Below are 22,647 nucleotides of genomic sequence, written 5' to 3'. Positions count from 1 at the left end.
GATTAAAAATAATGTAAATAATTGATTTTTAATGAGTCCTTTTACATCTATTTAGAAGGTAAATTAAGTGCTATTTATCATCAAAACTTCATCCTAATTGATTAGGTCAAGTAAATATTAAAATAAAATTGTAATGAGAAAAAAGCAAAAAAAATTATAGAAAAAAACTTTATACTTTTTCGAAATTATAGAAAAAGAATTAAAATTTTATAATCTGTGTATCATATCAAATTATAATTCGTAGAAATTAACCTAAATATTTTGATTTTTAAGACTAAAATAGTCTCTAAAATTACTGCAATTCAGTACCTGAATATCGTATATAAATTTGAATTTAATAGAAATATTAATTGGCTAAAAAATTTATATTTAGTAATTAATAAAGTGAATTAATCCCTAAAAATTAGTGCAAAAAAAAATTACACACATTATTTAGAAATTATAATGTGTGTAATCCATTTTATTATAGACCTATAAGTTTGTCTATATTTATTCATCAGTTGAAATAAAATAACAGCTATTTCAAAGAAGAATATTGACTTCTGAATTAAAATCCAGGAGTAATAATATCTATATTGTCTATAAACACTTCATTGCTGCTATCTACAGCGTTTAATGCTCTAGCATAAATTACAACTATATTAGATGTAGCTTTAAAAGTAAATGTGCTAGTTGTAAACGTATTTTCACTTGCAGATCCTTTACTAGAATTATAGTCATTAGTAATATTATAATACGCATCTACATTTGCATTATTTGCAGGATCTGTATTGATATCTTCTTCTGTTGTAATTTCATTATTTAAAATGAATACTTCTGTATTGATACCTTCTGCTTCAGAACGAGTATCAATTGTAAAAGAATAAACAACACCTGCCTCTACTTGTACAAGTTGATATAGACGTCTAGAGGTATTAGATAATTTAACAGCTCTAGTTTTTGAACCGTTAACATAAGAACCATCACTTGATGAACCTGGTTGCTCATTTGTACCAAAAGCTACATCTATATAGGCATTTAGAGCGGTATTGTTCCATAATGCTCTAAATGGACTATCTACGGTATTACCAGAATTATCCTCTACACTACTGTTAGGAGTCATATCCCATGCATCAGCATTATCACCTGTGTTTTTTGTAAAATCATCTGCTGTACCATTTTGAACAATTGCTTTAAAAGTAGGTTTTACCGCCCCTACAGGAACCGCCTTTGTTTCACTTTTAGAAACACCTGCTTCATTGGTTGTTGTTAAAGTTACATCATAAGTTGCTTCTGCTGGAAAAGTATGTAATGGACTCACTTCTGTTGATGTAGTTCCGTCTCCAAAATCCCAAGTATTCGTTACTGCTAAAAGTGAAGCGTCTGTAAATTGAACAGTAAGACCATTTACATCAAAAGTAAAATCTGGTACTGTTGATAAAACCAATCCTTCAATATTTTTTGAAACAGAAACTTCAACATCTAAAAAGTTGGTTGCAGTTAAAGTAGCTTCAAAAGTATCTGCAGTTTGATATATGTGAGAAGGACTAAAACTTGGGTCTTGCTCTGTATCCTCTGCGTTCCATGTTAAAGTAGATCCATCTCCAAAATTCCAAACTAATGATTTTGCTCCAGAAGTTAAATTCTCGAAAGTAACTTTTGAATCTATATTTGAAGAATTAAAATCAACAAAAATAGGTGCTACAGTTACAGAATCTACAGCTATTAAACCATCTGAACTTGTAGTAGTTAATTTTACATTGTACTCACCTCCTTTTGTGTATGTATAATCTGGATTCGCTTCTGAAGAGGTTGTTCCGTCTCCAAAATCCCAATGGTAAGAAGCCGCATCTGTAGAGTAACTTCTAAATACAATAGACATCGTATGATCTCCATTTGTGCTTGTTGTAAAAAGTGTGCTAGGTTGTATATTATTTACATTTCCTGTTGGTGGCACAAACTCCTCATATCCGCTATCGTAGCAAGATACAAGTCCCAAAAGGATTAAAGGAATAATGAAAATGCCTTTATTGATTTTTTTAATTAATTTATAATTCATAATATTAATTTTAGAATCTATTTTATTGTTTAACTATTATATCAAAAGCATCTAATCTACATTCTGTATTAGAATTAGTCAGCAAAATAATTACTGATTCATTAAGACCTGCTTCAAACGTAATAGCATGTTTTTTAAATACATCAGCTACACGCCCAACACTGCTATCTGTTCTAGAAGCAATAATGTTAGCTTCTAATTTTGATTCTGCAAGTGATGTTGCATTTGGACTGATTAAGGAAACAGTTACGTCTCCAACATTATTAGGATCTAATTCACTAAAATATGTTAACACATAAGTTGCTCCAGGAGTAACTTCTATTTCTTGATAACCTACTCTAGTTCCATCTGCAGGAAATTTAGCTGCTTGCAAGCCAGAAGGCAATACACCTAACTCAGATTTTGAATTAATCTGAAATACACTTCCCCAAGCACTACTACTAGGCGCTCTCCAAGAATCTCTACCATCTCCAGTTCCATCAAATAAAGTACCATCATCAAAACCTGGCTCTCCTATTTCTGGCACAGCAATAGTAGGAACTGCTTGACTTACTGTTATTAACTTTTCTGTATAAGCAGATTTACCTAAATTATCTGTTACTGTTAAACCAACAGTATAAGTACCAGGACCAGGAAAAGAAAATATTAATTCTTGATCTTGTAATGTAGCAGCTGGTAATTCTGAAATTTGTGTATTTAAATCAGCAACATTTTGTGCAACCTCATCAGAAACTTCATCTTTAGCTGCTTGTAATTGAACTTTTAAATCTGCAATACTAGCTTCTAAGACATCCTTTTTATCTTGATTTTCTTCGCATGGTAGTTTAAATTCAATTTTAGCAATTTCTTTTTCTAATGCTACTACGGCTGCTAATTCTCCATCTATAGACTGATTAAGAATTGGTAAATCTTTATTAATAAAAGTTACTCCATCAGACGGTGTTACTGTCCAATCGTACTGAGTACCGTTTACAGCTAAATTAGAACCAGCTTGAAAATTAATTTCATATTTAGCCCATAATTCTACATCATTACAATCAAACTCAGATGTTGTAATATCTGTTGAGTTGTAGAAAGGTGTAGGACTTGTGAAGTCTTCTAAATCACCAACTTCTGGTAAATCATTACTTACACAAGAGGTTAGAGAAATCACTGTCCCTAACACAATATACTTTAAGTTAAACAAATATTTTTTCATAATTGAGTGTTTTTTAGTATCCATCATTTTGTTTATAAAAATTAGGCAAATTATCTCTTTCTCTTTGTGGAAATGGAAGGTATTTCTTTCCACTAGTATAATTTAAACTATTGTCTGTAGAAAATTTAGATAAAACATTATCTGCTTCTCCAAACCTTATTAAATCATACATACGTTGGTTTTCATATACAAACTCAACTCTTCTCTCATCTAATAAGTCCTGTTTTGTTAAATTAACCACCTCTTCTAATCCTGCTCTTAGTCTTACTTTATTAAAAGCATCTATAGCTCTTTGGTCTGTAGTACTATATGCATTACCAAGAATAGCTTCTGCATATAACAACAACACGTCTGCGTATCTTAAAACAATCCAATCATTATCTCCAATCTCTCCATCCGTAGGATATTTTGCATTAAAAACATCAACTGTATTATTCGCTAAAAAAGCATTGTAACCTAAAGATAAAATAGAACCCGGAAATCTTACTGGTTGTAGTGTTGGATTCATTACTTCTAAGAATTCTAAAGTTGCAATATTTACACCATTAGAAGGACCTTGTAATGTCATTGCAAAACTGTGAGATTCTGAATCTGTTTCTACTTGATCTCCCAAACCACTATCGCTGGTTGCGTAATTATCACTACTAACTAAATCGTAAGCAATTGAAAAAATAACTTCGTCATTAATCTCTAAACCTCCATTATTTGACCAATCGCCATCAAGTACTGGATCTGATTCTAATTCTGATTCTGAAAAATTACCAGAAAACTGATTACCGAATACATGACCATAGTCTATAGCTAAAGTTGCATAATAATCACGGTCTGATAAACCAGCAGCTCTTTCTGTAAACATTAAATCGTAATTATATGCCTCACTATTTTCTACTACTGAAGCTAATAAAAGTTCTGCTTCTACATAGTTAGGGTTTGGTTGGCTTAAATATGCTTTTGCAGCTAAAGAAATAGCAGCTCCTTTAGAAGGACGATATCTATCTTGTTTAGCATCATTTAAATAAGCTATTGAAGTTTTAAAATCATCAATAATTTTCTCATAAACTACTGCTTCTGGTAATTGAGGATAATCTAAAGCTTCCTTTTCTGTAACATCTAATACTTTGTCTATAAAGGGAACATTTTGGTATGCTCTTACCAAGTTAAAGTGACATAAAGCTCTCATAAAATAAGCTTCACCAACAGTATATTGTTGACTTTCTGGTGCTAAAAATTTATTATCAATAATAGTATTTGCATGCTTAATAGTATGCATGTTATTAGAGTAATAAGTTGCAACATCTCCATTATTTGCATCTACATTATATGCATTAATTGCAGGAAAGTTTCCGTTTTCTGAATTTGCTCTAACATTATCTGATCTTAATTCTGTTAATAAGAATTCGTTTGCAGGAATTTTTTGATAAGAATCTAAAATCCCATTAGATAATGCAATAAATCCATCGTCTGTCTGTAGTAACTCTTCTAGCGATAGTGCTGTAGGATTACTTAAGTCTAGTTCAGTTTCACAACTTGTCAATAAAGCCATGAAAGAAAAACCAACTATTATATTTTTATATATATTTTTCATAATTATTTAAAATTGAAAGTTAATTCCTGCTGAAATTGTTTTAACCACAGGTCCATCTCCTCTTTGATAACCTGCTGTTAAAGGCGTATTCGCATTATCTGATGTTTGACCAGCTGCTTCTGGGTTAAACCCTTCATAACCTTTAGCGGTAAAGAATAATAAATTTTCTCCTGCTACATAAAATCTTAATTTATCAACATTATATTTTGATGTAAAAGATTTTGGTAATGTATACCCTAAGGTTACATTTCTTAAAGCTACAAAAGATGCATCTTGTATATGGTCATCAGTAAATCTTCTATGAACTGTTAAATCTCTATCTGGAAAATTAGATACTTCATTTACAGCAGACTCACTTGCATAATACAATTGATCTAAATCTGCAACTCTAACTTCTGCTCCATGAGATCCTTGTAATTGGAAAGAAAAATCGAAATCATATAAAGTGAAATCAGAATTAAAACCCCATTCAAAATCTGGATAAGGACTCCCTAATTCAGTTCTATCATCATCATCAATAATTCCGTCTCCATTTAAATCTTTTACATAAACATCTGCGTAATCATTATTAAATCTATTAAAAGGATTGTCTACCCATTCTAAAGGAATTTCTTTATCATATACCCATCCATAAAAAGAGGTAATTGGCTGTCCTACTTTTGCAATAAATTCTGTTGGTCTAGTATCTTGATCTATTCTAGAGATAATTTGTTCGTTATTACCTAAACTTGTTACTTCATTTCTGTTTAAAGAAAACTGACCAGAAACACTCCAACGGAAATCTTCTTTAGAAATAAGTCTAGAACTTAGTTCTAACTCTACTCCTTCATTTTTAACTTCTCCAAGGTTTTGTAACCAATTGTCTGTACCATACGCAGCTGCTGATGGAGCAAAAAGTAATAAATCTTCACTAGTTCTAATATAGTAATCTACAGTTAAGCTAAAAAGACCTCTACCAAATGTAACATCTATACCTGGGTTAAATTCTCTTAATTTTTCCCAACCTAAAATTTGATTTGCTAGAGTTGTTGCTTTTACACCAGTTGTTCCATTATAGCTAATAGTACTATAAGCCTCCTCAAATCTATAAAGAGATTCGAATATGTTATTAGATATTTGGTTAGAACCAGAAAGACCATAACTTGCTCTTACTTTTAAGAATGATATTAAGTTACTGTCTGATAGGAATTTTTCATTAGACATAACCCAACCAAAAGAAGCTGCAGGAAAAAATCCGTTTTTAGAATCTGGTCCAAATCTTGTACTAGCATCATTACGTACAGATAATTGAAACAAGTATTTTTCATCATAATTATAGTCTAATCTACCAAAAAATGAAACTAATTTTTCACTTGCATTATCAGTATATGTTGTTCCTCCGTCTGCAATAGCAATATTATTATTAAAGTCATTAGAAAAACCAACTGCTTCAGATTCTTGTCTATAGTTATCACTTTGCATATACTCAAATCCTAATACGGTATTAAAGTTATGTTTTTTATAACTCTTATCATATTTAAGTAATGATTCGAATGTATATTGATTTAACTCATCTCTTCTTTCTAATCTATAAGATTCTTGATCTCTATTTTCTTGACCATATAAATAATCTGCTTCATTACTTTTACTGTGTCTAAAATCTCCAGAAACAGTTTGTCTAAAACTAAGACCTTTTGCTAATTTAAAATCTATATAAGATGATGCGTTTAAACTTAACTTTTTCTTTGTTCTAGATCTTTCTAAATAATGTACTAAAGGGTGTACGTTTTTAGTGGTAGATAAAGTTAATCCACCAGAAGTTAAACCACTAACAACAGGAAGTCCTGTAGCTGGGTCTCTAAGAATACTTCTAGGATTGTTAGGGTCTGTAGTAAAAACATGGTCAAAAGCTCTTGAAAATCCGTAGCTTCCTACACCTAAGTTTTCAAATAATTTACCAGCATCTGTAGCAACACCAACATCTGTAGAGAAATTTGTTACATATTTTAAATGTTCTTCATTTAAATACAATGGTACATGCCCCATTTGTCTTAATGGATCTGTAAACCTTGCTGGTACTCTATTTTGATCATTATAATTTACACGGATGCTTGCTCCGTATTTTATTTTTTTGTTTTTAGATCTACTATCAATCTTAACTCTAGCATTGTACTTTTTAAAATCATCATTTAAAACAATTCCATCATCTTCTAAATAACCTAAAGATGCTGAATAACTTGTTAACTCAGAACCACCTCTAGCTGCAAAAGAATGACTTTGTATAAAACCACCATCAAAAATTTCATCTTGCCAATTTGTTTCTCCACCACCTAATGATGCAATAAACTCCATTGCTTCTAATTCTGCATAAGCACTATTATATGATCCATTATCTGCATTTGCATTATCACCAACAATTCTACCATAATTTGGGCTGTTTATTGATATTGCACTAACTTGACCTTGTAAACCATCTAACCTAGCTCTTTCTTGTGCTATTGTTTTATTAAAGTTGTTATTGTTATCAGAATATTTATAACCTGTAAATGTATTATAAGAGAATCTTGTTTGACCAGAAATACCTTCTTTTAAAGTAACTAAAATTACACCATTTGCACCACGAGAACCGTAAATAGCAACAGAAGATGCATCTTTTAAAACACTAATAGATTTAATATTATTATTATCAATAGATCCTAAAATATCTGTATCTGTTCCTAAAATTACTCCATCTACCACAATTAAAGGAGAAGAAGAACCAGTAACAGAACCAGGTCCTCTTAATGTAATCTTTGGGTCTCCACCTGCTTCAGAAGAAGTTACTTGAATTCTTAAACCGGCAACTCTACCTTTAAGAGCATCCTCTACACGGGCTAATGCTTGGTTTTGAAGATCTTCTCCAGAAACTTTAGTTAAAGCACTTGTTACGTTTTTTTGTTTTTGATTTCCATAACCTACAACTACAATTTCATCTAAAATATTAGAATCTTCGTCTAGAGCTACGTCTATTGTTTTTTGATTTGTATACGCTACAGTTTTGGTTTTAAAACCGAGGTATGAAAACTGAATGATATCTCCAGATTTAACTGTAATTTTATAATTACCATCAAAATCTGTGCTTGTTCCTTTTGTTGTTCCAACAAGGATAATGTTTGCTCCCAATATAGGCTCACCATCCGTTTTAGACATAACATTTCCCGTTACTGTAACAATTTCTTGTGCAAATCCTATTGCACTAAAAAGAAGCATTGCAATAAATACTAACTTAATTTTTAAGTTAATTGTTTTGAGTTATTTTCTTTTAAAAACATTTAATCTTACATCTATTTTTAAGATTAAAACTGCTATATTTTGATGTAATAATAACGTCTATTACCTCAATAAATCTTCTCGAAGAGATTCCCTTATTATTTCTTGTCTGAAAAATAAGAAGGTCCATCACCAGTTAAGAAATCTTCTCTTACAGGACTAAATGTATCAATTAGTTGTCCTTCTTCTAAACAAACTGCACTATGTAATAAATTAGGTTCAATATAAACCCCATCTCCTGCTTCTACAATTTGTTTTACACCGTCAATTTCAAACTCAAATTTACCAGAAACGACATAAGTAGCTTGCGTATGAAAATGTTAATGTGGCGCACCTAACGCTCCTTCTTCAAACTTTATACTAACCATCATAATTTGATTGTCGTACCCTAAAAACTTTCTTGATACTCCTCCACCAAGAACTTCCCATTCCATATCTTTTGAGATGACATACTTTTCACTAAATCTGTTCATTTTTTTCATTTTATTTATTTTTTTACTTGTAATAATAAGCACCTTTCCAACTATACTCTTTACTTTCTATTTTAATTTTATGATTTTTATCCTTAGAATTATCTTTGTTAGAAATTATAAAAATCTTGCTTGTATTCTTTGTTGTAGTAATTTCTACAGCTGTATATGCTTCTGTATCTAAAACAATTTTTAATTTTTTAATACTACTATATGCATTTAAAGCCAACTCAGAAACATAACTATAACTACCGTGAGATTCTATTACAGAAGCAAAAGTGATGTTTTGTGTATTTTTTCTTCTTACAATAAAAGAAGGTTCTTTACGTAAATTATACTCTGGGTCGTTTGCTCCTATTCTTGCTAAGATTAACTCATCATTTGCATTAGAAGCAGTTGTTAATGTATAGAATAACTCATTATTTTTCCATGAAAAGACCGTATTGTCCGCTGCAGCTTTCCCCGAAGCCTCTTTCCATAAATGTTGATATCCATTCTTTTTACCTAAAGGATTTAGTTCATTATAAGTTTCATATTCAAAATTAGTTTTCATGATATGCCCCAAATAATAATAAGGTAAATCATACTGATTTTTACTATCTGATTTTATTTTAAAAAGATCTATTGTAAATGGTCTTTGAAAGTCTTCATCTTTAATTAAAGCAAAAGTTCTAAGCATTTCTGTACCAGGATATGCATTTACTTCTGTAGCACTTAATATCTGTACATTAGGATTCTTATCATCATAAAAATATAAATCTGAATGGTGATTTGTTCCAATCTCGAATTTACCTTCAAAATGACTTTCTTCATTTACGGTAAGCGTATTATGTGCAATCGTTTGTTTTGCCCATGTTTGGTTTTCTTTTAAATAATTACCACCACCTTTTTGTTCGATATTTACAAAACGAGCTAACCCATAATCTTGTAATACTTCATTTCCGTTTTCATATAAAGAAAAAGATAATTTATCATAATGACCATGACTAGAGCCATGTGATGCATATTTATATACCAATTCTAAATTGTCGCTTCTTAAAACACCAACTCCACCTTCATCTCCTTTTTTACCATCAGATAAATTAACAGATTTTTTTGTAAAAGGTTTTTCTAACCCTTCTTTCACTCCCAACGCAATAGCTAAACCAGTATCATCTAAAACAACTCTATCTTGTTTTTTTGCAATGCTTAATAACTCTGGATTTTCACCTCCAAATTTATAAGCTATATCTACGGCAGAAACCAACGCTGCTGTATAATAAGACATTCCTTTTTGACCATCATTTAATGGAAAAAAATCTCCATCTGCATCAGACAAGTTTAACAAAGCATCTACAGCTTTTAACAATACTCCATCTTTATATTGAAATATTTTTAATTCTGGCTTAACATTGTGTAATGCTTCTGCAAAAATTAAAAATGGATACATGGCATAACGTTGGTAATAAGGTCCCTCATTATAATAACCATCAGGAGAAAAAGGTTCATCTAAATTACCAAAGAAACCTAATCTTAATCCTTCAACCTTAATAAAACCACCATCATTGTCTCTCATTCCTGTATTTAAATTATCCGTTTTTAATCCGTTTAAGGCATTGTCTAACAATTCATCGTTATCCATAACCAAAGCAATCATTCCAACAGCTACATTACCCCAAGTACTGTGGTTATGAACTCTATTAAAAAACTGTGGATTTCCTTCGGATATAAATTTAGCAAACGGAATAAATAAATCTTTTTCTAAGATGTCTCTCTCTTCTTTAGACAACCAATCGTACACACAATCATAAGCCTGTGCAGAATACACCAACCAATTAGAGTCATTTAAACATTGCCAAAACAATTTACCTCTTGCATACGACCTTGTTTGTGGGTGCACAGGTAATGTTGGATATAATTTAGCATAAGCAAACAACATATCTTTAACATAGTTTACATATTTTTCATCATTTAAAATTTGAAATAAAACTCCTGCCTTTTGAATTATTATAAAGTTTTTCTTGTGACGCTCATGCGTATAACCTCCAGATAAATCTTTAGGGATAGGAACTTGTATACCTAGCTCTATTTCTGCATCTACTTCTGCTTTTGTATCTGCCAAAGTTTTATCGAAAATAGGTACCGTACCTAGGTGCTTTCTTATATTGTCTACACCTTGTTTTGTTAAAATTAATTTAGGATGTGAACCCTCGTTTTTTAAGTTATCACTCACACTTTATGCCGTATTGTTACAGGAAAAATAAATGAAACTCATAAAAAAAAGAGCTGCTAATTTTATGCTAAATTCTTTCATATTTAGAAATCGAATTAAAATTGGTTAACCAGATTGGTGTACCAAATATATAGCTATTTAATTTTTTAACAAAATAATAGTATATAAAATAGTGAATTTAACATAACTCACCTCCTAAAACGCCTCTTTTTGTACGATTCACATTATTCTAAGTTCTTATTAGGTATTGGAAAGACAAAAAAAAAGCCCATTTATTAAATAAATGGGCTTTTAAAGTAATAATTCAAAAAACTACTCAATAATTATCTTTCTAGATCCTACCAGATCATTACTCATAACTTTTAAGACATATACTCCCTTAGATAAATGAGAAACATCTATTTTATTGTTTATTAATTTTGATTTAGAGATAACTTTCTTACCTATTAAGTTATAAACCTCTATACCTGTAATTGTTTCTTCTGATGATATTTGTAAAAAATCATTTGCTGGGTTAGGATAAATACTAATTTTTGAAGAGAAAACATCATCAACACCAGCAGTAGCTTTTTTAACAAGACTAATATTATCAAAAAACACTTCATTACTACCATCTATAGCATCTGTTGATCTTACGTAAATTACTGCCGTAGTTGTAGTTGCTATAAAGTCAAAAGTATTTGTTGTAAATGTATCGTTGGCACTTGAAGATTTTGAAGCATTAAAATCATTTTCAATTAAAAAATAAGCATCAGCATTTGCATCACGTGCAGCTCCTTCAATAAGAACATCTTCATTAACAATTTCATTATTTAAAATAAATATCTCGCTATTAATCCCTTCAGCTTCAGAACGTGAATCAATTTTAAAAGTATATTCTGCTCCTATTTCAACAGTTACCTTTTGATATAAGCGGCGACATTTTTCATATAATTTCACTCCTCTATCTCCAAGGTTTGCAAATTTATTACCATCTCCTGATGAACCTGGTTGCTCATCTCCATCACCACAATTTGTTTCTAGCCAATCTGCTAACTCTGTATTATTCCATCCAGATGGGTTGTCATCTTCATCAAATTTATAAGGACTAGCAGACGTTTCTCCTGAAACTCCTACTTCTCCCGATACTCTTCCTGCTGCTGCTGTATTTGCCGATGCATTAGTGATTACAGAACTATTTGGTGTCATATCCCAAGCGTCTGCATTATCTCCTGTATTACCAATAACCTCTTTTACATTGTCTATTTTAATTTCTTCTACACTAAAGTCATCAGCGGTACCATTTAGAACAAGATTTGTTTGTCCCAATCCAACATTCACACATAAAATAAACACCAAAAAAGCGAATAATGTGTTTGATTTGTTTTTAATTAGTAATGTTTTTTTCATAAGATAAATTTTTAAAGTGAATAAAAAATTGGTTTACCAAATTGGTTTACCAAAAATACAATAAAAATTGAATTATCAAAGTTTTTTGAAATCTATTTTAAGTATTTAATACTTAAATTGTTAAAAAAACATTTATTATAAAACAAAACCAAGTAGCTTTATTAATTTAGGACCTAAACCCCCACTTAACTTCATATAAATTATTTATAAATAAAGATTGAATTGTAATTCTACTATATTTAATACATTTAGTTCCTGTAAAACGTTATCGCTTTTTTGTTAACAGTAACTTTAATTAAATAAATTAATAATTATTATTCTTTCCAGCTATTTATGTCTTACTAAAAATAGTTTCATTTTAAGATCGATTATATTTAAAATGAAAAATCCTACAAAGCGTGAAGCCTTGTAGGATTTTTTTTATCAAAATAAGTTTGATTAATACATCAACTTCATTACTAAATTCTCTTGAGTTTTAATCTCTCCTGAATTACTTATAGTATTATTAGATTCAACATTATTTTTTGCTCCCCATAAAATAGAAACAAAATCAACCTTATTGTTTTTAAATACATTATTGGTAATGTTCACATTTACAATCCCTCTATGATTTAATAACATGCCATTTTTTTCGTTACTTCCACACTCTGTAAAAGTACTGTTAGAAACTAGTAAGTTTCCACCAATTGTAGACTCATCATAACCACCTCTGTAATAATCGATCACATTTTGTTTTACGTTTGTAAACTCACAATTATCTACCGTTAAATATTCTGTATTATAATCTCCTCTATCATTTGTTTCTTCAGACAATTCTATCCCATTTTCACAATTAGCAATTGAAGTATTTGTAAAAGTAATTTCTTCTGCAAATGTTTGTTTATAGGATTTTAACACATAATCGAAATTATTGATATCACAACCAGAAACTGTCAACCCAAAATGATTAGACATGTTTTTCTTTAAATTTGCAAAAGCTTGTTGTTTACCGTTTCCAGTAAGTACAATATTTTTAATAGTTAAAATTCCATAAGGATTCAGTTCAAACACAGGCGTATTCTCTACTCCTTCAAAAACAATTTCAGCTTTTTCATTATCCTTAGATTGAATTGTAATTGCTTTATTAATTACAATAGATTCAGATACATTATACGTACCAGGACTCAAAGCTATAATATCTCCAGAATTAGCAGAAGCTATAGTTGCTTCTAATTCTCCTTTAGCACTAGTTACAGCTAAAACATTTGGTGTTGTAGCTTCAACTACATTAGAATACCAAGATGCTCCGTATTTTGTTTTATCTAAAATTGCTGGATCTTTTAATTCGCCATTAATAGTAGCACCTATAGAATTAGCATTTTCTCTTGCATTTCCAAAAAGATCATTAGTTATCGTTTCAAAACCAAAACCTTTATAAATACCTTCATTACCAGATAGTTTAGGGATATAGATACTTTCACTTAACTTCACTAACTCAAAGTTACTTGCTTTAATTCTATTTGTATCTCCAAAATCTACCCCTTGGTTATTAATAATATTATTTTTAAATTTTACACCATCAGCTTTATCATGTTCAATAATAGGATTTTTATCGCCTTCTTTATTATAAATAACATTATTAGCTACTACAGATCTTAATGCTCTTGCAGAACGAATTTCAGATTTAGGTAAAACAGCAGCTTGCGCAATATTTGTTCCTACACCAAATTGCCAAGGAGATTTACAATTTACATAAGTATTATAAGCAACAACGATATCTGTAACTTGATTGTACCTATTTAAAGGAGATTTAGGAATACCATTCATTACAGCTAATGGACTTCTAAAATTTTCTCCGATAATATTGTAGAAATAATTGTTGATAATCCAATGTCCTGTATTTACAATTCTAATCCCTCCAAATTGTTTGTTAACTCCGTCTCCAATAAAATAATTACCATCAATAGTAACGTAATTTCCATGACGGGTTACCACAGAACCTTCACTTTTATAAAAAACATTATTTTTAATGATATTAAAATTCGTTTTACTTGAAATAATTTCAACTTCTCCATTACACTCCTCAAATAAGTTATTTGCAATAGTTGTATTACTTGGTGACATTGAAGTAAAAGTACTTCCTAATTGAATCGTTTCTCCTCTTGCTCCACCTTTTCTGGGTCTTGGACCAAAATGATTATTTATAATCTTATGGTAATTTCTAATACTTTGGTTTCCTTTTAAATCTACTCTAACAGTTGGACCTCCATTTGTTTTACCAGCAATATAGCTATTACTTAATTCGTTATGTCTTCCATAAAGTTGTACCCATAAGTTATCTTGGTCGCGTTCTAAATTGTTATAATCTAAAATAACACAATTGGTAACTTTACTATAGTTTGCTACATGATCGTCTGTAATTCTAAAAGCAATAACGTCTTTAAAAGGAGAGTAACCATTTCTAAAAAACAACCCATTTACTTCTAAATAACTACCCCCCTATTTGTAAACTAGAAACGCCTTCTATAAAAACTTTACCTGGAGTTTCTGCTTTTAATGTAATAGGATTTTCTTTTGTTCCTTCTCCTTGAAATACAATTTCAACATCTTTATATGTCCCATTTTTAACAACAATATCATCTCCTGCTTGCGCATTTTTTGCTGCCTCTAATAGTTCGGATGCATTTATTACAATAATACTTTTTGTTACTTTTTGCTGACAAGAAACAATTAGCAATAGTAAACTGATAATTAGAAGTGATTTTTTCATTTTATTTAGTTAATATGATTTGGATAATATGTTACAAAAATATCAGAGCCTGCTAACTCTAAAACTATACTGCTTAAAAATAGTATTATAAATATTCTGTAAACAAATAGAGCTCTAATAGAAAGATGTTAAATTATTTAATACAAACTATTTGAGAGAATACTACTTGGTAAACCAATTTGGTTTACCAAATATAGTTACTAATTTCCAATTGATAAAACTATTTAAGAAGAATTAATAGTTTCATAAAGAACTCATTAATTGACGTTTTATATGTTAAAACGAAATTAAGAAACTTACAGAACTTGAAAATATAATTTTAAAAGAGAATTGCAAGAGACAAATACTTATTTAATATAGCATTTTAATACTTTCGCTATTATTGAATCTTTTGTAAAGACAACAAAATACAATCCTGTAGAAAAACCACGAACATCTAATTTATGATTATTTAATCTCTTTTCTATATCCAATTTTCTGCCAGTATTGTCAAACAATGCTACTTCATCATAAGCATCTGAATCTACATTTTTGAATTCAATTTCTTTAGATGATGGATTTGGAAATAACAAAATACTTTCTGCTTTGGCTTTTAAGTCATCTACAGAAAGTAAACCTGTGATTTCTTCTATGCTAAAATCTGCATATTTTACTATCTCATCCTGCAAATCTTGTTTATTATTTAAACTTCTATAAATACCCCATTTTGGTCTTGCAAATTCGGTTCCATCTTGCCAAGTATCTAATGGACTATTAGAATAACTAAATATTTTCTCATTATTAGAAAGGTTTCTAATTTCTACAGAATAGCTACCTATATCATCAAATTTAATATATTCTCTTACTTCTACCCAATTACCTTTAAACAAATCTAGGTTTGCAGTTTTTAAAGTGTTTTGTTCATTGGTAGCTGTATACCTTAATTCTAATTTATCCGGATTACCCTTTCTTAAAGTAAAAGAAATCATTGGTATAGATGCATAAGCACCACCAACAGCTTTTATTTGATGAATATGCGTAAAACTAGCGGAAGGTTTAAAGGTATCACTTAACCTAAATTTCCACTTATATTCTACAGTTTCACCTTTCGTTGCTTTTAAATTATCAGGAGAATCAGCATATGTTTTTATTTCATTACGTTGTCTATCAAATTTCTTACAACGATCATTATCGGGTGTTACATGAATGTGAAAACGAAAAACATTTATGTTTAATTCCGAATCAAAAACTTCGTCTATATGGTTACCAAAATCTGTATGATTACAATCAGGTGTCTCTACAACACTCCTATTGGGATTGGCTAAAATAGCGTTTATCAACTCATAAGTATTTCCAGGACCGTCTGCACGCAATACAACCTGACTAGATATTGATTGTGAGAATAAAATAATACAAATAATTATCGAAAAATATTTTTTTTTATACATCATAAAATGAATTTAATGCTTTAAACCAATGTTATCAATATCATTATTTGCTTTTAAAAGTGGAGATTTATCACTTGGAATAAAAAGTGCATTATCTTCCCATTTAGGATTTTTATAAATTAAATTTTCCTTTTTAGCGTTTTCACTTGTTTTAACAAAACCACTGTTATGAATTAAGCAATTAACAATCCTATTATTAGAACCTTTTAAAGAAACCGGTGTTATAACTTTATAACTATCTTCGAAAATAGAGTTAGAAATAAGTACATGACCAATTCCTTCTGCTCTAATCATTTTACCTTTTTCATCATTATAAACATTACTAAAGATAGAGTTATTAATAATTAAATTACCTCCAGGAATTTCTGGAGATAATGTTTTTCTAAAATAATTAATTGCTGATTCTTCTATATTTTTAAAAACAGTGTTATCAATAATAATATTATTTGCATTGTATTGCTCCATAATATCTTTATCGTAAGATAAATTTAAACCTCTATAATTATTTTCAAATCTTGAATTTACAAAACTTAAGGTATCTGCTTTTGTACCATTATAGGCTTTAAAAACACTACCTCCATTTTTATTTGTAAAGTTTTGAAATATTATATTATCTACAAATAAATTATAAAGTCCACCTTCTTTTATATCTGGAGAAACAATAGCATATTTAAGATTAGAATTTTCACCATCCAAAACTGCATTACTAATATTTAAAGAAACACCTTCATTAACTCTAAATAAATAGCTAATTGGTTTTTCTAAATTTTTTGATGCCGTGATAATAGTAGCACCACCTTTATCACCAAGAATTGTAATATTTTTTGATACTTTAATTGATTTTTCAAGTAGATATTCTCCTGTTTTTAAATTTAAAACAGATCCAGGAGAAGCTTTATCAATTGCTTTTCTTAAAGTTTCTAAACCAGGTTCAACTGTAGTTTCTTCTGCTTTTATAATAGGCGCTACAATAGCAGGAGTCCACCCAGGACCTGATCTTAGTTTTAGAGCTCTAGGTAAATTATTTGCATCTAGATTAAATGATCCAGCATTAAAAACCTCTCTTATACTATTATTAATATCTTTTTCAAAACTGTTACTATTTTTAGTTACAACTAATAAATCCTTATTACTTGCCGTTGGTATAGGAAAAGAACCTATTTCTTTCCACGAGATTTTTGTTACATCAAAACCATTTATAACTTGGGGTGTAATCGCATCTAAATAGTTATTGTTAAAAGTAATTCCAGAAACATCATCTATAAATAAAATGTTCTCACCTGGCTTATCATTAAATATTAAATTATTTGAAAAATTAGTGTTTATAGGTGCCAATGTTTTTTCTTCATCTTTACCTTCTCCAAAGGATATTGGCCCTGAGTTAATAATTGTATTATTCTGAATATCTACATTCTTTACTTGTTCATATCGATTTAAAGGAGAATTAAGCACTCCATTCATCAATACAATTGGACCTCTATATCCATCTCCCAAAAGACCTACAAAAAAATTATTTCTAATAATATGATTAGAATTAATAACTCTAACTCCACCAGTTTTAGAAACTCCATTTCCTGAAAAACATTTCGTTCTACTAAAGCATTATCACCATGTCTTAAGGTTAATGCACCTTGACTACCTATAAATAAATTATCTCTATAAATGTTATCGCCAGATTTATTAGAAATAATCTCTATTTCACCATCACAATTGGCAAAGACATTTCTTTCTACCAATGTCTTAGAAGATTTTTTAGAGTTAGTACTCGTACCTATTCTAATTGTTTCACCTCCGTTTTTACCTAAATCAGGTCTTGTTCCAAAAAAATTATTATCAATTCTATGATTATTTTCTACATGCTCTTCACCTTTAAGCCAAACAACCAACGTAGTTCCTTCACTTATTTTACCTGTAAAATTATTATGATCTACTCGGTTATTTTTACCCCAAATATCTACCCAATGGTCTTTTAAATTTTCTTTAGAATTAAAGTAAGAAATTGTAGAATTTGTTAAGCGACAGTTATTAGCGAATATTTTAGAATCTTTTCTAAATTGAACAACAGATTTATAGGTTGTATTACCATCTTTAAACCACAAACCACTTACAATTATAAATTCCCCATAAATATTTAAAGTAGAATTACCTGTAATTATTACTTCTCCTGGAGTTTCAGCTTTTATCAGAATTGGATTTCCTTCTTCTCCTTTTCCGTAAGCATTCAATTCTACATCTTCCCAAACTCCATTTTTTAAAACAATTATATCACCTGGTTTAGCCGATTTAATCGTGGTATTATATTCTAGTAATATTAGAAACTAAAACTTCCTGAGCATGGAGATTAATATTAGTGAATGATAAGATGAATATAAAGAATAAGACTAACTTTTTCATAAATAGAAATTATAATTAATATAGTTATAATCAAAAAGGGAACCACTTTTTTTTAACAAGTTTTGATGTCTTGTTTAAAATTGGTAAACCAATTTAGCTAACCAAATATACGTATTTTTATTAAATAAAAAAAAATGGAAAGGAGAATCAGAAATTTAAAAAAATCAAATGAAATTTAATTTTATCAATCAAATGAAATATGCGGTATTAATGAATTAAAAAGATATAATAGTTACTTCTATTTCAAAACAACTCTTCTTCATAAAGAAAGTACGCAAGTTGATATTAAAAAAATAAATATAAGTAAAAAGATAAGATGAAAAACGTTTACAACTTTTATAATAAATCCTTAACATTTTCTAAAGGATGTTAAAATAGCTAAATAGTTCCAAAATATTTAACCTTAAATATTTTGGAATGATTACCTCTAATAAACTTTTAAGCATATTAATGCAAAAATTGAAATTAAATACTAGAATTCCTTCTTTTCTATCCAATACTATGGATGATGTATTGCGAAGACAAAAAGGAAGTAATTACAACCAAATAATACCAATACAACTAACAATAACCCCAGTCCAAGTAAGATTATAAGGTAAAAACAGCAGAAATTAATGATACCTTTTTGCAGTATGTCTAATACAAATAAACCATTTAAATTTAGAGCAAAAAAAAACCTCAATTCATAAGAATTGAGGTTTAGGATCTTGATTTCTCAAGATTAAAGAAAGGCGGCGACCTACTCTCCCACATAAATGCAGTACCATCGGCGCGATTGGGCTTAACTTCTCTGTTCGAGATGGGAAGAGGTGAGCCCCAATGCTATAACCACCCTAAAATTTTCAGCTAAATTTATTTAACTGTATAAGTTAACATATGGTAAAATAATATCTAAATCGTCTAATAAATAAAGAGTCTATGCTCCCGCCTTTCGGCGGGAAGCGTACATAAGTCTATGGGTTATTAGTATCACTTGGCTATGACATTACTGCCTTTACACCTATGACCTATCAACGTTGTAATCTCCAACGACCCTTTAAAGAAATCTCATCTTGTGGTGGGTTTCGCGCTTATATGCTTTCAGCGCTTATCCCTTCCCGACGTAGCTACCCTGCTATGCTTCTGGCGAAACAACAGGTACACTAGAGGTCAGTCCAACTCGGTCCTCTCGTACTAGAGTCAGATCCACGCAAATTTCTAACGCCCACAGCAGATAGAGACCGAACTGTCTCACGACGTTCTGAACCCAGCTCGCGTGCCACTTTAATGGGCGAACAGCCCAACCCTTGGGACCTTCTCCAGCCCCAGGATGTGACGAGCCGACATCGAGGTGCCAAACCCCCCCGTCGATATGAGCTCTTGGGGGAGATCAGCCTGTTATCCCCGGAGTACCTTTTATCCTTTGAGCGATGGCCCTTCCATGCGGAACCACCGGATCACTATGCTCTTGTTTCCAACCTGATCGACCTGTATGTCTCTCAGTCAAGCACCCTTATGCCATTGCACTCTACGTACGGTTACCAAGCGTACTGAGGGTACCTTTAGAAGCCTCCGTTACTCTTTTGGAGGCGACCACCCCAGTCAAACTACCCACCAAGCACTGTCCTCATCTCTGAGTTAGACTCTAGATAAGCAAAGGGTGGTATTTCAAGGACGACTCCACAACGCCTAGCGACGCTGCTTCGATGTCTCCCACCTATCCTACACATTACTTATCCAAAGCCAATACTAAGCTATAGTAAAGGTTCACGGGGTCTTTTCGTCCCGCTGCGGGTAATCGGCATCTTCACCGATACTACAATTTCACCGAGCTCATGGCTGAGACAGTGTCCAGATCGTTGCACCATTCGTGCAGGTCGGAACTTACCCGACAAGGAATTTCGCTACCTTAGGACCGTTATAGTTACGGCCGCCGTTTACTGGGGCTTCATTTCAGATCTTCGCCGAAGCTAAACCCTCCACTTAACCTTCCAGCACCGGGCAGGTGTCAGGCCTTATACATCATCTTTCAATTTAGCAAAGCCCTGTGTTTTTGATAAACAGTCGCCTGGACCTTTTCACTGCGGCCCATCCGAAGATGGGCGACCCTTCTCCCGAAGTTACGGGTCTATTTTGCCTAGTTCCTTAGCCATGAATCTCTCGAGCACCTTAGAATTCTCATCCCAACTACCTGTGTCGGTTTACGGTACGGGTTCTTATAATCTGAAGCTTAGAGGTTTTTCTTGGAAGCCCTTAGGCACACTATCCAATTGTCCGAAGACGCTTGGTACTATCACATTTCACCTAAATCTGCGGATTTACCTACAGTTCTAATAGCTACATGTTTCAACGAACTATTCCGTCAGTTCGCGCTGCTTTCATTACTCCGTCACCCCATCGCAATTATAAGAAGTACAGGAATATTAACCTGTTATCCATCGACTACTCCCTTCGGATTCGCCTTAGGACCCGACTAACCCTCAGCTGATTAGCATCGCTGAGGAAACCTTAGTCTTTCGGTGTGGGGGTTTCTCGCCCCCATTATCGTTACTTATGCCTACATTTTCTTTTGTAAACACTCCAGCATACCTCACAGTACACCTTCTACGCTGATTACAATGCTCCCCTACCACTAACTTATATTTCAAAGTTAATCCATAGCTTCGGTAATATGTTTATGCCCGATTATTATCCATGCAAAATCGCTCGACTAGTGAGCTGTTACGCACTCTTTAAATGAATGGCTGCTTCCAAGCCAACATCCTAGCTGTCTAAGCAATTTCACCTCGTTTTTTCAACTTAACATATATTTGGGGACCTTAGCTGATGGTCTGGGTTCTTTCCCTCTCGGACATGGACCTTAGCACCCATGCCCTCACTGCTGAGAAACATTTTATAGCATTCGGAGTTTGTCAGGAATTGGTAGGCGGTGAAGCCCCCGCATCCAATCAGTAGCTCTACCTCTATAAAACTTTTACTCAACGCTGCACCTAAATGCATTTCGGGGAGTACGAGCTATTTCCGAGTTTGATTGGCCTTTCACCCCTACCCACAGGTCATCCAAAGACTTTTCAACGTCAACTGGTTCGGTCCTCCACTGTGTGTTACCACAGCTTCAACCTGCCCATGGGTAGATCACTCGGTTTCGCGTCTACTACTACTAACTAAAGCGCCCTATTCAGACTCGCTTTCGCTACGGCTCCTTGACTTAATCAATTAACCTTGCTAGAAACAGTAACTCGTAGGCTCATTATGCAAAAGGCACGCCGTCACAACATAAATGCTGCTCCGACCGCTTGTAGGCGTACGGTTTCAGGTTCTATTTCACTCCCTTACTTAGGGTTCTTTTCACCTTTCCCTCACGGTACTAGTTCACTATCGGTCTCTCAGGAGTATTTAGCCTTACCGGATGGTCCCGGTGGATTCATACAGGATTACTCGTGTCCCGCACTACTCAGGGTACCACTATCTATAATTCGCTTACTTTTACGGGACTATCACCCTCTATGGTCAGTCTTTCCAAACTGTTCTAATTCACTTATCTTCGAATATCGTGGCCCTACAACCCCTATTTTGCCGTAACAAAATAGGTTTGGGCTAATCCGCGTTCGCTCGCCACTACTAACGGAATCACTATTGTTTTCTCTTCCTCCGGTTACTTAGATGTTTCAGTTCACCGGGTTTACCCCTATTGCTAGGTGACATGTCTTCAACATGACGGGTTGCCCCATTCGGAGATCTACGGATCAAAAGGTATGTGCCCCTCCCCGTAGCTTTTCGCAGCTTATCACGTCCTTCGTCGTCTCTGAGAGCCTAGGCATCCGCCATACGCCCTTACTTAACTTATTGTACTTTTTGCTACAGTGTGTTGCCACACTATAATGAACTCTTTTATATTTTTATAAAAAAATTTTTGAT

General features: G+C 31.9%; 10 protein-coding genes, 2 rRNA genes and 2 pseudogenes. 1 reads left to right on the top strand and 13 read right to left on the bottom strand.

The window, feature by feature from the left end; genetic code table 11:
- Positions 1–547: 547 nt before the first annotated feature.
- From WG945_RS13335 to WG945_RS13285, 11 genes and pseudogenes are all read right to left on the bottom strand, one after another.
- Entirely contained in the window at positions 548–2,038 is a 1,491-nt protein-coding gene (locus WG945_RS13335) for a PKD domain-containing protein (protein WP_082864310.1), read from the bottom strand.
- Between the two features lie 22 nt (positions 2,039–2,060).
- Positions 2,061–3,236, bottom strand: coding sequence for a PKD domain-containing protein (locus tag WG945_RS13330; RefSeq protein WP_231874703.1), 1,176 nt, complete (start codon positions 3,234–3,236; stop codon positions 2,061–2,063).
- A 13-nt stretch (positions 3,237–3,249) separates the two neighbouring features.
- Positions 3,250–4,821 (bottom strand): RagB/SusD family nutrient uptake outer membrane protein, encoded by a 1,572-nt coding sequence (locus WG945_RS13325; RefSeq protein ID WP_068452208.1) that lies wholly within the window; start codon positions 4,819–4,821, stop codon positions 3,250–3,252.
- A gap of 6 nt (positions 4,822–4,827) precedes the next feature.
- On the bottom strand, positions 4,828–8,049 hold the full coding sequence (locus WG945_RS13320; RefSeq protein ID WP_231874704.1) for a SusC/RagA family TonB-linked outer membrane protein: 3,222 nt from the start codon (positions 8,047–8,049) through the stop codon (positions 4,828–4,830).
- A 158-nt stretch (positions 8,050–8,207) separates the two neighbouring features.
- A pseudogene (locus tag WG945_RS13315) lies at positions 8,208–8,582 on the bottom strand (cupin domain-containing protein).
- Between the two features lie 22 nt (positions 8,583–8,604).
- Entirely contained in the window at positions 8,605–10,791 is a 2,187-nt protein-coding gene (locus WG945_RS13310; RefSeq protein ID WP_082864311.1) for an alginate lyase family protein, read from the bottom strand.
- A gap of 312 nt (positions 10,792–11,103) precedes the next feature.
- Positions 11,104–12,180 (bottom strand): T9SS type A sorting domain-containing protein, encoded by a 1,077-nt coding sequence (locus WG945_RS13305; protein WP_068452217.1) that lies wholly within the window; start codon positions 12,178–12,180, stop codon positions 11,104–11,106.
- Between the two features lie 438 nt (positions 12,181–12,618).
- A complete protein-coding gene (locus tag WG945_RS13300) occupies positions 12,619–14,631 on the bottom strand; it encodes a chondroitinase-B domain-containing protein (protein WP_317039198.1) in 2,013 nt (670 codons plus the stop codon).
- 19 nt (positions 14,632–14,650) lie between these two features.
- Positions 14,651–14,929: a chondroitinase-B domain-containing protein gene (locus tag WG945_RS13295; RefSeq protein WP_317039199.1), complete on the bottom strand. Its 279-nt coding sequence runs from the start codon at positions 14,927–14,929 to the stop codon at positions 14,651–14,653.
- 347 nt (positions 14,930–15,276) lie between these two features.
- The gene (locus WG945_RS13290; RefSeq protein WP_157603718.1) at positions 15,277–16,359 is read right to left on the bottom strand and encodes a T9SS type A sorting domain-containing protein; all 1,083 of its coding nucleotides are present in this window, start codon (positions 16,357–16,359) and stop codon (positions 15,277–15,279) included.
- A 9-nt stretch (positions 16,360–16,368) separates the two neighbouring features.
- Positions 16,369–18,617 (bottom strand): annotated as a pseudogene (locus tag WG945_RS13285) (chondroitinase-B domain-containing protein).
- A 583-nt stretch (positions 18,618–19,200) separates the two neighbouring features.
- Between WG945_RS13285 and WG945_RS13280 the strand changes: the two are divergent.
- Positions 19,201–19,344 carry a hypothetical protein gene (locus WG945_RS13280; RefSeq protein ID WP_157603719.1) on the top strand — a complete coding sequence of 48 codons (144 nt, stop codon included), beginning with the start codon at positions 19,201–19,203 and terminating at the stop codon, positions 19,342–19,344.
- A 132-nt stretch (positions 19,345–19,476) separates the two neighbouring features.
- Here the strand turns inward: WG945_RS13280 and rrf are convergent.
- Together rrf and WG945_RS13270 are read right to left on the bottom strand one after the other, a co-directional pair.
- Positions 19,477–19,586 (bottom strand): 5S ribosomal RNA (rrf, locus tag WG945_RS13275).
- 107 nt (positions 19,587–19,693) lie between these two features.
- Positions 19,694–22,578: ribosomal RNA gene (locus WG945_RS13270) — 23S ribosomal RNA — on the bottom strand.
- Between the last annotated feature and the right edge of the window lie 69 nt (positions 22,579–22,647).

Origin of the sequence: Polaribacter atrinae (assembly GCF_038023995.1) — a bacterium.
Classification (GTDB): Bacteria; Bacteroidota; Bacteroidia; order Flavobacteriales; family Flavobacteriaceae; genus Polaribacter; species Polaribacter atrinae.
This window is presented reverse-complemented; position numbering and strand designations above follow the sequence as displayed.

What these genes read in the sequence shown, in the direction of transcription:
- WG945_RS13325 (WP_068452208.1), bottom strand. Translation starts at nt 4,821, where the DNA reads ATGAAAAATATATATAAAAATATAATAGTTGGTTTTTCTTTCATGGCT.
- WG945_RS13330 (WP_231874703.1), bottom strand. Translation starts at nt 3,236, where the DNA reads ATGAAAAAATATTTGTTTAACTTAAAGTATATTGTGTTAGGGACAGTG.
- WG945_RS13335 (WP_082864310.1), bottom strand. Translation starts at nt 2,038, where the DNA reads ATGAATTATAAATTAATTAAAAAAATCAATAAAGGCATTTTCATTATT.
- WG945_RS13280 (WP_157603719.1), top strand. Translation starts at nt 19,201, where the DNA reads ATGCAAAAATTGAAATTAAATACTAGAATTCCTTCTTTTCTATCCAAT.
- WG945_RS13290 (WP_157603718.1), bottom strand. Translation starts at nt 16,359, where the DNA reads ATGATGTATAAAAAAAAATATTTTTCGATAATTATTTGTATTATTTTA.
- WG945_RS13305 (WP_068452217.1), bottom strand. Translation starts at nt 12,180, where the DNA reads ATGAAAAAAACATTACTAATTAAAAACAAATCAAACACATTATTCGCT.
- WG945_RS13320 (WP_231874704.1), bottom strand. Translation starts at nt 8,049, where the DNA reads ATGCTTCTTTTTAGTGCAATAGGATTTGCACAAGAAATTGTTACAGTA.
- WG945_RS13295 (WP_317039199.1), bottom strand. Translation starts at nt 14,929, where the DNA reads ATGAAAAAATCACTTCTAATTATCAGTTTACTATTGCTAATTGTTTCT.